The 14,152-nt window shown below is 37.0% G+C and carries 8 protein-coding genes; all 8 read left to right on the forward strand.

The features are described 5' to 3' along the window. The first annotated feature begins 531 nt into the window (after positions 1-531). Positions 532-3,564, forward strand: a complete 3,033-nt coding sequence (locus tag ACFIKI_RS06630) for an autotransporter outer membrane beta-barrel domain-containing protein (protein WP_375666426.1) — start codon at positions 532-534, stop codon at positions 3,562-3,564. A gap of 1,194 nt (positions 3,565-4,758) precedes the next feature. Then, positions 4,759-7,539, forward strand: coding sequence for an autotransporter outer membrane beta-barrel domain-containing protein (locus tag ACFIKI_RS06635; RefSeq protein WP_375666428.1), 2,781 nt, complete (start codon positions 4,759-4,761; stop codon positions 7,537-7,539). Positions 7,540-8,321: 782 nt separating this feature from the next. Beyond that, entirely contained in the window at positions 8,322-8,513 is a 192-nt protein-coding gene (locus tag ACFIKI_RS06640; protein ID WP_375666430.1) for a hypothetical protein, read from the forward strand. Then, entirely contained in the window at positions 8,510-8,830 is a 321-nt protein-coding gene (locus ACFIKI_RS06645) for a hypothetical protein (RefSeq protein ID WP_375666431.1), read from the forward strand. Before ACFIKI_RS06640 ends, ACFIKI_RS06645 begins: the two co-directional genes overlap by 4 nt. A gap of 41 nt (positions 8,831-8,871) precedes the next feature. Continuing rightward, positions 8,872-9,303 (forward strand): hypothetical protein, encoded by a 432-nt coding sequence (locus ACFIKI_RS06650; RefSeq protein WP_375666435.1) that lies wholly within the window; start codon positions 8,872-8,874, stop codon positions 9,301-9,303. Continuing rightward, entirely contained in the window at positions 9,300-10,772 is a 1,473-nt protein-coding gene (locus ACFIKI_RS06655; protein ID WP_375666437.1) for an autotransporter outer membrane beta-barrel domain-containing protein, read from the forward strand. Before ACFIKI_RS06650 ends, ACFIKI_RS06655 begins: the two co-directional genes overlap by 4 nt. Positions 10,773-10,882: 110 nt before the next feature. Beyond that, the gene (locus ACFIKI_RS06660) at positions 10,883-11,185 is read left to right on the forward strand and encodes a hypothetical protein (RefSeq protein WP_375666439.1); all 303 of its coding nucleotides are present in this window, start codon (positions 10,883-10,885) and stop codon (positions 11,183-11,185) included. Positions 11,186-11,402: 217 nt separating this feature from the next. Beyond that, a complete protein-coding gene (locus ACFIKI_RS06665) occupies positions 11,403-14,036 on the forward strand; it encodes an autotransporter outer membrane beta-barrel domain-containing protein (protein WP_375666441.1) in 2,634 nt (877 codons plus the stop codon). The last annotated feature ends 116 nt before the right edge of the window (positions 14,037-14,152 follow it).

Here is a 14,152-nt window from a genome sequence, read left to right on the forward strand (position 1 = left end):
TTTCTACATTCAAGCGAATTTTCTTAAAATTTTTGTTATGGGTGATGCAATATAATTGACCCACTTTCAGGGCTTTTAAAGAGTGTAGGGGGGCTGCATGCGTTTATTATCCTTTTTGATACTGTGTTGATATTATCCAATATAATATTGATGTTTTCTAAAGCTCGTTTTTGAGAGCTTGTTTTTCAATAATTTAAATCATTTTTTTATTCATCTCTTTGTGGATTGATTTTTAAAATTCACAAGATTCGATTGTGTTTTTAAATAATTGCACGCATTGGTTTTATTTTTTCTTTACACGAAATACAGAATGCATTATACACCCATAAAGTGTGCTTTGTGTTGATTCTCTTATAGGTGGTTTTGGCGTAGAGCTTCTGCCAAATTTATTGGGATAATTCATTGCACGGTTCAAATGAGCATGAGGCATGTCCTTTTTGTTACACTCTTCGTATTTTTGAGGTGTGCAGTGGGATGTTTTGCAGGTGCTTTTATTTTTAATGAGAGGGGAAGGAAAGTTTCGAGGGAACTATGATTAAAGTTTTTAGAAATCATGTATGTTTATGTGCTTGTACAACAGCTATCTTCTCTTTTCTCCAAAGTGGAGTAATGGTTGGAGCAGGTGTTGAAGGGCGTTATAGCACGCCCTCTTATGGTATTAGCAGTACCGATATTTATGTCGTTCCAATTGCCCCCACTGTTCCAAACAGCAATTATTTTATCAGTGTTGATGGATATCCTATAGGGGATAATATTTCTAGCTTTTTCAGTGAAGACAGTGAGGAAAAAGGAAGTGCATATGCTCGTGAAATATATGAAAATGATAAGTTGATATTACATGATGGTGCATATTATATATGCGATAATTGCGGGGAGATTGAAGGGGAAACCAACATTGATAATAAATCTTATATATTTACGAATGAGAACGTTTCCAACTATCCTGTTAATTTCACTGCTATAACGGTGAAGGGAATAGGTACAGAAGTTCGCGGGAAGAATGTAACGGTTAGTAGTCAAGTTGCTGATGAGACTTTTCTAATGGGTGTGCATATATTAGAAAACGGTAAGATTGTTTTGGAAGATCCTATTATCAAAGATACAGTTATAGCCTTTCGTGCGAGTAATGGCGTGATTGAGGTAAAAAATGGAAAGATTGTGGAGAGCCATGAAGGTGTTGATGCAGCAGAGAAATCGTTTGTTCTTTTAGAAGATACAAAAATTAAGACCGCTAATGGGAATGCAAGCCTTTTAAGTTATGATCATTCAGAAATTTGGATGTCAGGTGGATCAGTTGATTTTATGAACAGCCATGGGATTTCTTCGATGTTAGGTGGAAAAGTAAATCTCGAGAATGTTAAAATTACTGGGAAGGGTAAAGAAAAAAATTCGGATAATCATGCAGTTTTGCGTACGGATTTAGGGGGAGCTGTTAATTTTAAAGCTACTACTATTCATGCTATGGATGTCCATGGCATATTATTAGAAAATACAGTTAATTCTATTCCTCTGCAGGAAGTTAAAGATTTATCAAATGAGGATTCTGATTCAAAGATTCCTGTGACTGAAGTTAGTATGAAACTCTCTTCTGTTACCGTAAAGGGTAAAGGATCTTATGGTATCTATTTTCGCGGAGAGAAGCCATGGAGTGAAGTTGGGGATAAAAAAGAAGAGATTTCATCAGAGGAAGAAAAAGCCCCACCACGATTAGAAGTTGTTAATTTGGATAAAACAGAGTTTTCTGTTTTAGACGATGCGGCTCTTTATAGTAGAAACATTATTTCTGGTGCGGTGGGGTTGGTGCACAGCACTCTTCGCTCAGGGAATTTTTTATTAAAAGCTGAGGAAGGTGCTTCTATAACAGTTTTGGCTGATGCTTCTACTCTTGAAGGTCGCACACACGTTGATAAAAATTCTAATGCCGAGCTTTATTTGGGAGGCCGTTCTAAATGGATTTTACAACAACCGTTGCAAAAAGATCAAAATGGGGCTGCATATAATTCTTCTATTTCACTCGTGAGTCTTATGGATGAGAGCTCTATTAATTTTAAAAGACACGAATCTTCTTCTGTTGATGATTATCAAACCCTTCGTGTGGGAAAGGGAAAGGGTGAAGTTTATAAAGCACAGGGCGGTGCCTCTATTTCTCTTAATACATACCTGAATAAGGGCGGTGCTCTTAATCACCAAAAGACTGATCGTGTTTTAATTCATGGTGATGTTTCGGGAAAAACAAAGCTCCAAGTGCATGGAGTTGCAGGAAGTCCAGGAGGATACACGGGAGAGGGGGGGAATGATGAAGGTATTTCAATCATTCAGGTTTCTGGAGAAGCAAAGCAAGATTCTTTTCAGTTGGAAGGTGGTTATGTAGCGTTAAACGAATTACCTTATCAGTATAAGCTTTATAGTTATGGTCCAGGATCTGAGTTTGGAAAAGCAAGCATGAATCAGAGATTAGTTGAAGGGAGTGGAGATTTTTGGGATTTCCGTCTTGAAAGCAGATCTATAGATTCTGATGTTAAACCTAAACCAGATCCTGCTCCTAAGCCAATTCCGGGACCAGAACCAGCTCCGGAGCCTCATCCTAAGCCGGGCGTTAAAGCTGTTGTTCCGCAGGTTCCGACTTATCTCCTTTTGCCTAATGCCTTACGTCATATTGGTTTGATGAATGTTAATAATCAAAATAAGCGGTTAGAAGCTTTGCGAATTACTTCTGGGGGCTTATTAGAAAGTCGTGAAAAGCCTCTCTTTTTTGTGAACGGTTATGGCGGAAATCATCGTTATACTTCAAATCTTTCCGCGCTTGAATATGGTTATGGCGGCGAGTTTGATTATAATGCACTAGAGGCAGGTGTTTTGCTGAAAGCAATCGAAAATATGTATGGTTCCACTTCTTTTGGAGTTATCGGGGCTTACGAGAGATTTTCTTTGCAACCTTTGAATGTTGAGCAGAGTCAAAAAAGTACATTTGATAAATGGTCAGTTACGGCATACGGTGGTATGCAGCATGATGCGGGTTTTTACGTTGATGGTCTTGTGTCTTACGGTTTGTTTAAAGGTGATGTTCTAACAACTGCACGGGGCAAGACGGCAACATTAAAGGGAAATCCTTTAAGTGCTTCATTGTCTACTGGTAAAACATTTATGGTAGGAGAGGATGGTTTTGTTTTTGATCCTCAAGTTCAGGTTGTTTATCAATATCTTCAATTTAATAAGGTGCGTGATGTGGACGGCTTTGATATTGATTTAGGAAAACTTCATCAATGGATAGGGCGTGTTGGGGGGCGTTTAACAAAGAGACTGGTCGCTACTGATGAGGCTCAAGTTATTTCTTTCTATGGCAAGCTTCATCTTGCTCATGGTTTTGAAGGAAAACAATTTGTGCATTTTAAAGATGCTTTCCAGCTAGGTGCTTTTGGCTCTTCATTAGAAACAGGATTAGGTTTTAATGCACAATTGTCTCAAAAATTTGCGCTTTACGGCGATTTGGTTTATCAGCACAAGCTAACGAAAGCTGGTTTTTCTGGAACGAGTTTTTCAGGTGGATTGCGTTATCATTTCTAGTGTTGTTCCTGTTTTTGATTAATCTTTGAAAAAGCTACAAGTTATGCTTGTGGCTTTTTCTCGTTCTTTATTCGTTTCATTTTTACAAGAGAGTGATTTTGTATATCTTTAATACGCTTTCTGATTGGACTTCTTTTGTTCTTCTTAAAAAATTTAATGAGTTTGTATGTTAGTGTTGTAAAATGCGTACCTCAGAGTGATAATTATATTATTTATAACACACTTATTTATAAAGATAATTTTAATTTAGGGGGCTGAAATATTTTAAAGGCTTTTATGATGAATCCATAAAAAGCATTCGTTTGCAATATATCACAAGGTGGATGAGTAAGCGGATAAAAAACTGTTTAAGAAAAGATTTATAGATTTTTGTGAAGTCTGTTAAGAGGAGAGGATTTACAATATGAAAAGTTGGCAAAAAGAATGCTTCTCTATTTTACGTAAACGCAATGAGCGTTATATCCAATAAACTTTATATTATATTCGCTGTTGTTGCGAAATGGGGGAAAGTAAAAGAGACATCTGAGAAAATTGGGGAATGAGAAACATAATGACGTATTGTTTTTTGAAAGTGTGTTTTCTTTAAATGCAATAAATAAAAAGATGAAGTCATGTGTCATCTTCACTTTTTAAAATACGGCTCTGAATGTTTTTAAATATTATACAGTTGAATTAAAAGAAGAAGATAAAATTGGAACTGTTTGATTTTTACACTTTCCTCCTCTTTCTAAATTAGGCTGTATTTCTATGAAGATTGCCTAAAAACAGACATATGTAATAGCTTTTCTTCCCAATTTTGGCATATATTAAGCTTTGTCACTTACAGAGTGCACATTGTTTCAATATAATATCTATCGTAAGGATGTTGATTATACCCGTTCTGGGGGTGATTAGACAGCAGTTAAAGTAGGTGTTTTAATGCATGTCAACTGATTAAGGCTGCTTTTGAATAACAACTTTAAAGGTGATTTTTCTGTCGTTTTTTAGTTATATTTTTGCGAATTCTTTGTAAAAGCGACAGATTTAGATTGTATTTTCGAGTAATTTTTTAATTCCATATTTACATAAAACACAAAAAACATTAATAAACATCACATATTAGAACCTAAACGTGTTGAATGTTTTTCTCTTAGTTAAGTTTTTAATACGTTATGTATATTTCTTGGCAAAAAGAGGGGGGATTATGGTGGAATTATGGTCAGTCTATTTAAAAATCGCTTCTCCTTATGTACTTTTACAACAGCACTTCTTTTTTTTACACACAATGTTGATGTTTTTGCACACAATGCTGAACTTCAGGTTCTCTCTGGAAAAAAGCAGTCTTCATGTGATCAGAATGCAGCATTTTATCAGTGTGGTGATGGTGGAGAGCATGAAATTAAGAATAAAGTTTATTCGCTAACGGATAAACATGTTAATGGTGTTCATGGAGCCATGGAAGTGTCTAAAAAAGGTACGTTTATTAGTGGCGAGAAAATAACTGTTAAGGGTATTGGGGATGAAAAGAATAATTCGGAAAAGAACTTTTGGAAATATGGAGTAAAGGTATCAGAAAAGGCGGATGTCGTTCTGAGCGATTCCACGTTGAGTGGGGTTTTAGTGGGGGTGGAAGCTCAAGGTGGATTCATCGTAATGTCTGGTGGATCAATTGATGCAATCAAAGTGGGGGCTGTTGCTGGAGGAAAATCTCAAAGTAAAGTTGATTTAACGAATACGAAAATTAGCTTAGGGAGTGTTGGGGTTAAAGCAGGAGAAAAAGGATATCTTATTTTAAATGGTGTCTCTATTAGCGGAAAAGGTAATACTGGCAAGGATGGTCAGGGGCTGCATGCAGATGATCGTCAGGCTGCTTTTCATATATTTGAAGATGGTTATGTTGAGTTTATGAAAGGGACTGTTGATGTTACTGATGCTCATGGGATTTTATTGCAGGGAAATAAAGGTTCTCAGATTGATATTGGAGATTCCAATATTACAGTGAAAGGTAATGCATTTTATGGTATGCACTTTGAAGGTGTGGCAGCATCAGAAGGTTCGTCAGAGAGGAAATCATTGCGCGTTGATTTGAAAAAGACGCGTTTCTTAGTTCCAGATAGTATAGCTATTTATAGCAGTCAATCTGGAAAGTCTAAAATATTTTTAAAAGAAACAAAGCTTTTTGGAGATTTATTGCTGAAGGCTGATCATGGCTCTTCTATAGAGGTTGTTGCTGATGCTTCTGCACTTGTCGGTCAAACTCAGGTTGATAACAGTTCTAAAGTCAACCTTATCTTGGGAAATAATTCACAGTGGGCTTTATTGCAACCAAGACATAAAAAATTACATAATCCTCATTATAGAGATGTTTCATTTATTTCATCGATCAATCTTTCTAATAGTTCTATTACTTTTGAAAAACCGAAATCCAGCATTGCTCATGTCTATCAGACGCTTTATATTGGAGAAGGAACAGGTATTGTTTATCAGGCTTCTGGTGATGCTTGGATTCATTTGAATGCACGTTTAAATCCTAATGATACAAGTGGTCATCAAGTAACGGATAGGCTTCTCATTTATGGTAACGTTAAGGGAAGAACGATAGTACATATACAAGGGGTTGCTGGAGGCTTAGAAGAAAAAAACGAAAAAGCGCATAGTGTTTCAATTATTCAAGTTTATGGAGATGCATCGCATGACTCTTTTCAATTGAATGGACAGTATGTTGCCTTAGAGGGGGCACCTTATAAATATGTACTTCGTTCTTATGGTCCAAGTGCCACTGTAAGGGATGAGCATGTTAAACAGAAATTTGCTTTGAACGGAGGAGCATTTTGGAATTTTCGTTTAGAAAATGAATATGTTCAAACATCTGCAGATAATAACGACATTCTTATGGTTTCTAAACGCACACCTCCTGCACATGTTTCTGTTGAGGATATTGTTCCCGAATCTTCTGATGATGATGTTTCGGCATCTTCTGCGGATAGTCTTTCTAAAATTGAAAATATTTCTTCATCTGGACGAGGGGTAAGATCAATTGTTCCGCAGGTTCCAACTTATCTGCTTTTGCCTAATAGTTTGTTCCATGCTGGTTTAATGGATATCAGAAATCAAAACAAGCAGTTGGAGATATGGCGAACTCATCCTAGTGGAATGTTGGAAATTCGTGAAAATCCTGCTTCATTTTTGCGCGGCTATGGTGGAAGTTATCATTATACTTCAGATCTTTCTGCACTTGAATATGGTTATGGGGGGGATCTAGGGTACTATGCCATAGAGGCTGGTGTTTTACTACAAAAAATTGAAGATGTTGACAGTACTATATCCTTTGGGGTTTTGGGGTCTTATGGAAAGCTTTCTCTACAGCCTCAAGATGTTGAACAAAGCCAAAAAAGTACATTTGATAAATGGACTGCTACAGTCTATGGCAGTATGCAGCATGATACAGGATTCTATGTCGATGGTCTTTTATCCTATGGTCTATTTAAGGGAGATGTTCTGACAACTGCACGGGGTAAGACAGCAACATTGAAGGGTAATCCTTTAAGTATTTCATTGATGAGTGGTCAGACAATTGCTACAGGATATGAAGGCATTGTTTTTGATCCACAGGCTCAGGTTGTGTATCAACATCTTCAATTTAATGAGACCCGCGATATTGATCATTTTGATATTGAGATGGGTAAACTTGATCAATGGATGGTGCGTATTGGTGGTCGTTTGACGAAGACTCTTGCGGCATTTGAAAAGGATCGTGATGCTTCTTTCTATGGTAAGATTCATTTTGCCCATGATTTTGGCAAAGAGAGGTCTGTACGCTTTAAAGATTCTTTCCAGTTAGGAACGTTTGGTTCTTCTCTAGAGGCTGGATTAGGTGTTAATGCCCGCTTATCTCAAAATTTAGCGATTTATGGTGATTTGGTTTATCAGCATAAGTTGAGCAAAGGTGGTTTTTCTGGAATCAGTTTTTCTGGTGGATTGCGCTATCGTTTTTAGTATGATTACCTTTCCGATCAATTTTTTTAAAAAAAGCCACAAGCATAGCTTGTGGCTTTTTATTGTTTTGTTTGCAACTTTTGAAAATAAGCTTTTTAAAAGAGTGTTTTTTATGAGCAAGTTTGTTTATTTCTGGAAACGAGATAAAGCTTTCTGGTTTGCAAGTTTTTACTTTTTATGCTGTTTTTCTTCCTTTAGGGTCAATTGATAAATTCTCTTGAGGTTACCGTCTTGGGGGGTATTTTGTTGTCTATATTTTTACGTGTTTTTTATAAATACACAATTTTAAATTGTAATATTTTTAGATTCTGGCTTTACATAAAACATATACGCGTGTATAAAATACAAAATGCATTTTATACACGCGTAACCAAAGTTATTAAACAGAACGCATGTCTTTTTTTTCTAGAGAAGGGGAAGAAAGTTTATAAAAAATTATCTCTCTTTATGTCGTTTTACAACGGTTATTTTTTTCTTTGCACATAATGCTGATGCTGGTGAGATTTCTTCTCAGAAGAAGCAATATTCATGTAATGAAAGTGCCTCATTTTATCGTTGTAATGATGGTCGAACGCATGAAATTTCCAAGAAAACTTATCAACTCACGGGTGAAAGTTCTAATGCAGCCCTAGAGGCATCAGGGGAAGATACGGTTATTGAGGGAAAGGCTATAATTATTAACGGTGTCTCAAATACAAATAGCCATTCAGAAAACAACGCTTGGACAACAGCTGTAAAAGCCTCAAAAGGGGGAGGGGTTGCTCTATTTGATTCCATGTTAAATGAATGTGTCGATAGGGGCTGATGTTAATGAGAAGGGGGCTTTTGAGATGCAGGATGGGGTGATTAAAGCAATCAGAATGGGGATTAGTGTTGCGGGTAAAGAGTCGTTTGTTTCTTTGACCAAGACAGAGATTAAGACATCTTCTGATGCGATAGGTCTTTTGAGTCATAATGGTGCAAAATTTATATGAAAGGAGGAAAAATTGATTTTACCAGTGGTATTGGTGCTCAAACAGGAGGAGATGGAGAAATTAATTTAGATGATGTTTCTATTACTGGGAGGAGAAAACAGGTAGCAAATACAGATAATCATCGAGAAGGTTCTGCTTTTAGTATGCTTCAGGGGAAAGGCTCTCTTAATTTCCAGAAGGGAAACGTTAATGTCATTAGAGCGCATGGTATTGCCTTGGAGGACAATGATAATAATACTGCTCATATCAAATATTCCAATATTTTTGTGAGAGAAAATGCATTTAATGGCATGCGCTTTTTTGGAAAGCTGTCTTAAATGATAAAAAAACAATTATACCTGGAAAAGGGACTGTCCATTTGACAAAGACAACTTTTATGGCTCCAGAAAGTACGGCTATTTATAGCCGCGAATTTGAAAGTTTTGTTAAACTCTTACAAAATTCAACAGTTTCTGGTGATTCACTCCTGAAAGCTGTTGAGCGTTCCAATGTAAAGATTGAGACTGATGCTTCTACCCTTGTAGGAGGCGTATATGTTGATGAAAGTTCTACAGCTAAGATAGATTTAAAAAATGGTTCAAAGTGGATTTTATCGCGACCAAAATATGACAAATTGCAAAATTCTGATGCTTCTGGTTCTAATTTAGGGGACTATTCCTTCATTTCATCGGTCGATCTTACGGATAGTTCTTTTGTTTTTGAAGAATTAAAATCTAAAAAACAAATGGTTATCAGACACTTCTCATCAGAAAAGGATCGGGGACTGTCTATAAAGCGCACGGTGATGTGAATCTTTATCTTAATGCATATTTGGATAAAGGCGGAGCTCTGCAAGAGCAAAAAACTGACCGGCTTTTAATCAATGGTGATCTTGAAGGAAAAACAACAGTTCATATTTATAAGATTCTTGGAAGTCCAGGGGCATTGACGGGAGATGGTGGTAATAATCAGGGGATTTCCATTATTCAGGTTTATGAACAAGCTGCTGAAGATTCTTTTCAGTTAAAGGGGGGGTATGTCACACTTGAAGCCTCTCCCTATCAGTATCATCTTAAGAGTTATGGTCCAAGCTCTTCTTTAGGGGCGGCAGATTCCAATCAAAGAGTGCTTAAAAACTCTGGAACATTTTGGGATTTCCGCCTTGAAAGTCAATTTGTTGATTCCACTTCTCTTGATTCCACTAAAGTTTTTCCTGTTCTTGATTTGGTTGTCCCCCCTTCTTCTGATGATATTCCTTCTTTTCCTAAAATTCATCTTAATATTACTGGAGGTGAGGATGGTTCTATTGATTCTAACTCTAGGAAAAAAACTCAGGAGCCAAGTCTTTCTTCTCCAGTAGATTCTCCTGATCGGAATTTCCATCTTACGACCACACCTAATGTATCTGATGTTTTGGTGCTTGAGATCCCCAATCCTCCTTCCTCTCTTGCACCTGCTATTCCCGCTATTGCTGAATCTCATCCAGTTGCACCACCTGCATCTGGTTCACCTGTTCCGCCGCATGTTTCACCCGCTCCTTCTGTTGTTACTCCAGTTGCATCGGTTTCACCTGTTCCGCCGCATATTTCACCCGCTCCTTCTGTTGTTGCAGCACCTGCATCGGTTTCACCTGTTCCGCCGCATGTTTCACCCACTCCTTCTGTTGTTACTCCACCTGCGTCTAGTTTTTCTGTTCCGGCATCTGTTTTTGAGCCTTCTTCTCATTTTGAGCCAAATGTGAGAGTCGTTGTTCCACAGGTTCTGACATATATTCTTGTGCCAAATACCTTATTTTATGCTGGATTGATGGATATTATTAATCAAAACAAGCAGTTGCAAGCGCTGCGAACTGTTTCTGGTCGGTTGTTGAAAAATGATGAAAATCCCACTTTGTTTTTGCGCGGTTACGGCGGACATCATCGTTATACTTCAAATTTATCTGCACTTAAATATGGTGATTATGGCGGTGATCTTGATTATAACGTACTAGAGGCAAGTATTTTACTCAAAAAAATCGAATGTGCATACAGTACGACATCTTTGGGAATTATGGGAAATTATGGCAAGCTTTCTTTGCAGCCTCGAAAGGTTCAACAAAGTCAAGAAAGTATATTTGATAAATGGACAATCACAGCATATGGAAGCATGCAGCATGATACAGGTCTTTATATGGATAGTCTCTTCTCTTATGGTTTGTTTAATGGAAATGTTCTCACACTTGAACGAGGTAAAACGGCTGCATTGAGAGGTAAGCCTCTAAGTGTTTCCAACTGCTGGTAAAACGTTTATGATCGAGCAGCCGATATTTTATTTTTGAACCACAGGTTCAGTTTGTTTATCAAAATCTCCAGTTTCATAAGACTCGTGATATTGATAATTTTAATATTGATATGCGAAGACCAGATCATTGGGAGGTGCGTATCGGTGGGTATTTAACCAAGACATTTACATTGACTAAAGATGCACATGTTCTTTCATTCTATGGCAAGTTTCATTTCATTCGTAATTTTGATGATAAACAATTTGTATATTTTAAAGATGCTTTCCAGCTTGGTTCCTTTGGGACTTCTTTAGAAGCTGGATTTGGTGTTTTTTCGCAATTATTTCTAAAAATTATTTTTCATAGTGATTTAATTACCAGCACAAATTTACGATGGCTGGTTTTTCTGGAACGCATTTTTCTGATGGATTAAGCTATCATTTTTAATTGTATTTTTCTTTAATATATCTTTTGTAAAAAATAATAAGTACAAAACGTGATTTTATTGTGTTATTTTTACGATTTTTAACTTTACATATAATCCAAAACGAATTATGTGGACGGCACGTAATAATAATAGCCTGTAGATGAGCCAGATGTGTCTTTGCGGTTTTTGATGAAGATGAAATAAAGAAAGTTTAGAATAAATTATGATTAACGTATTAAAACGCCATGTGTATTTGTGTGCCTTTACGACCTCTGTTTTACTTTTTGTGCATAATGTAGATGTGAGTGCAGAAGATTATAAACCCTCATGTAATTCCCTTTTTAAATCGTATTCGTGTGATATTGTTGATGCTGCTAAGACTGTTGAAAGAAGCGATCAAGAATATGTGAAAGGATTCGATACGAGTTTTAATGTTGTTTCTATGTTCCAGTCCAATAATATTGAGCTGAAAAAAGGTAAAGTGGAAAAAGGCATTTCAGAAATTGGTGGGACTTTGGAATTTAATAAATCTGAGAAGATTACATCAGCTGTGATTGTGTCAAAAGATGGGAAAAGTTCTTTTAAGAAGGTGTCTGTTACGGGAAATGGTGAAAAGGAAAGAAGTAGTAAGATATCTCAATCTGTATTTGGTGTGAAGCAGAGCGGTTTTCTTTTCGTTGATGAGGGTAAAGTTCATGTTACAGATGTTCATGGTATAGCGATTGAGAGTGCTGAACCGATTTTTAAGGAAAGATCACTTGAGTTGCAGGATAATGCTATGTCTTTGGTTTCTTTGGAAAACTCAAAGATCCTTCTTAAAGGAGATGGAGCTCATGGTTTGCATTTTAGGGGAAGCCCTTCGCAAAATAAATATCAAGAGGGAGAGCTTCTTACGAGTTTAGGAGAAGTTCGATTTAAAAAAACGGTTCTTTATGTTCCCGATGGTACAGCTATTTATAGTGATGATGCGAAGAGGTATCCTTACATTACAGCATCGGAAGGTTCTCGTATCTTTGCCGATCGGTTATTAGATGTTAAAAATAATTCATTTGTTGCACTTGATGCTTATGCGTCTTTTCTTACAGGGGGAGCACAGGTTGAGAAAGGTTCTTACGGTAGTGTTGAGTTGTTCAATCAATCACAATGGACTGTAAGAGCAAGTAAAAGTGCGCTTAAGAAGAATGGGAAGGGTCCGTATTTTGTAGATTCATCTGTTTCATTTGTAAGTCTTATTAATAGTTCTATTTTATTTAATAAACCTCAAAGCGGTTATTATCAGAGACTTCATGTAGGAAGCGTAGACGATCAATCCAGTGACTATGCTTATATTGCTGGAGGGGATGTGCGCTTATATGTTAATGCACAGCTTGCTACCAACGGTACAAGAAAAAATGTAAAAGCCGATAAACTTTTGATCTATGGGAATGTTTACGGAAAAACCAAGGTGTATATTGTAAATCCTTCGGTGACTCTAGGGAAAGGAAAGACGCTAAAAGTTAAGGAAGGAGATCGCCATGATGCTTCAATTATTCAGGTTTATGGAAAAGCAGCGGAAGATTCTTTTAAACTGGCAGCAGGCTATGTCGCTTTAAGAGGAGCGCCTTATCGATATAGTCTGCGTGCGTATGGTCCAAATTCTTCTCATGGGAAAGCAAAAGATGAAAACAAGTTAGCTAAAGGGAAATCAATAAAGAAGAATGGAGATTTTTGGGATTACCGACTTGAAGCCGAATATGTTCAGCGTTCTCCTCGTACTGCTCAATTGAAAACTTCTCAGTTGAAAAAGCATGCTTCTCATCTCCGTGTGTCTCGTTCTATTGGATCCTATCCGCATCATAATAATGTTTTAGTTGGTCATGATGCTTCTGCTCATTATCTTGAAGAGGACATTAAAGCTGTTGTCCCACAAGTTCCAACATATCTATTGATGCCTAATGCTTTGTTTCAGGTTGGTTTGATGGATATGAACAATCACAATAAACAGCTGGAGACATTGCGTGCCACTGCTGGAGTTTTGGGAGAAAATGGTAAAAGTTCTGCTCTTTTTGCACGAGGTTACGGTGGAAGTTATCGTTATGTTTCTGATCTGTCTGCGCTTGAATATGGTTATAGCGGAAATTTGAATTATAACGCTATAGAGGCAGGTGTTTTGCTCAATGCGATTGAGGATACACATCATTCCTTAAGCTTTGGAATAATAGGAAACTATGGAAAAATCTCTCTACAACCTCAAGATGTTGAAGAAAGCAAAAAAAGCGCATTCGATAAATGGTCTCTTACAACATATGGCAGTATGCAGTATGATACAGGCTTTTATATTGATGGTCTTTTTTCCTACGGTTTATTTAAAGGGGATGTTCTGACGCAAGCAAGAGGTAAGACAACAACATTGAAGGGAACACCTTTGAGTGCTTCGTTGATTGCGGGTCAGTCATTGATGACAGGACATAAGGGGCTTATTTTTGATCCGCAGGTTCAGGTCGTTTATCAAAATATACGATTTGATAAGACATCTGATATCGATGGCTTTGATGTTGAAATGGGAAAACTTGATCAGTGGGTGATGCGTGTTGGTGGGCGTTTAAGTAAGGCGCTTTCTGCTTCTGAAGAAGGACATGTTATTTCTTTCAATGGAAAACTTCATCTTTCCAATAGTTTTGGAGGAAAACAACATGTACAATTTGGAGATAAATTCCAATTAGGTGCTTTTGGTTCTTCTTTAGAAACTGGGGTGGGATTGAAAGCTCAGTTATCTTCAAATTTTGTATTGCATGGAGATGTAACCTATCAGCATCATCTTAGCAAAGCAGGGTTTTCAGGAACTATTTTTTCAGGTGGTTTACGCTATCGTTTTTAACTGTATTTTTAAACACATCCCTTGCGAAAGCAATAAGTAAAAAATGTAACTTTATCGCGTTATCTTTGGGCTTTTTGTTTATCGTATAATTCAAAGCGAATTATGTAAATGACCAT

The organism is Bartonella sp. TT121SHDZB (genome assembly GCF_042193415.1).
GTDB lineage: Bacteria > Pseudomonadota > Alphaproteobacteria > Rhizobiales > Rhizobiaceae > Bartonella.

What these genes read in the sequence shown, in the direction of transcription:
- ACFIKI_RS06630 (WP_375666426.1), top strand. Translation starts at nt 532, where the DNA reads ATGATTAAAGTTTTTAGAAATCATGTATGTTTATGTGCTTGTACAACA.
- ACFIKI_RS06635 (WP_375666428.1), top strand. Translation starts at nt 4,759, where the DNA reads ATGGTCAGTCTATTTAAAAATCGCTTCTCCTTATGTACTTTTACAACA.
- ACFIKI_RS06640 (WP_375666430.1), top strand. Translation starts at nt 8,322, where the DNA reads ATGAATGTGTCGATAGGGGCTGATGTTAATGAGAAGGGGGCTTTTGAG.
- ACFIKI_RS06645 (WP_375666431.1), top strand. Translation starts at nt 8,510, where the DNA reads ATGAAAGGAGGAAAAATTGATTTTACCAGTGGTATTGGTGCTCAAACA.
- ACFIKI_RS06660 (WP_375666439.1), top strand. Translation starts at nt 10,883, where the DNA reads ATGCGAAGACCAGATCATTGGGAGGTGCGTATCGGTGGGTATTTAACC.
- ACFIKI_RS06665 (WP_375666441.1), top strand. Translation starts at nt 11,403, where the DNA reads ATGATTAACGTATTAAAACGCCATGTGTATTTGTGTGCCTTTACGACC.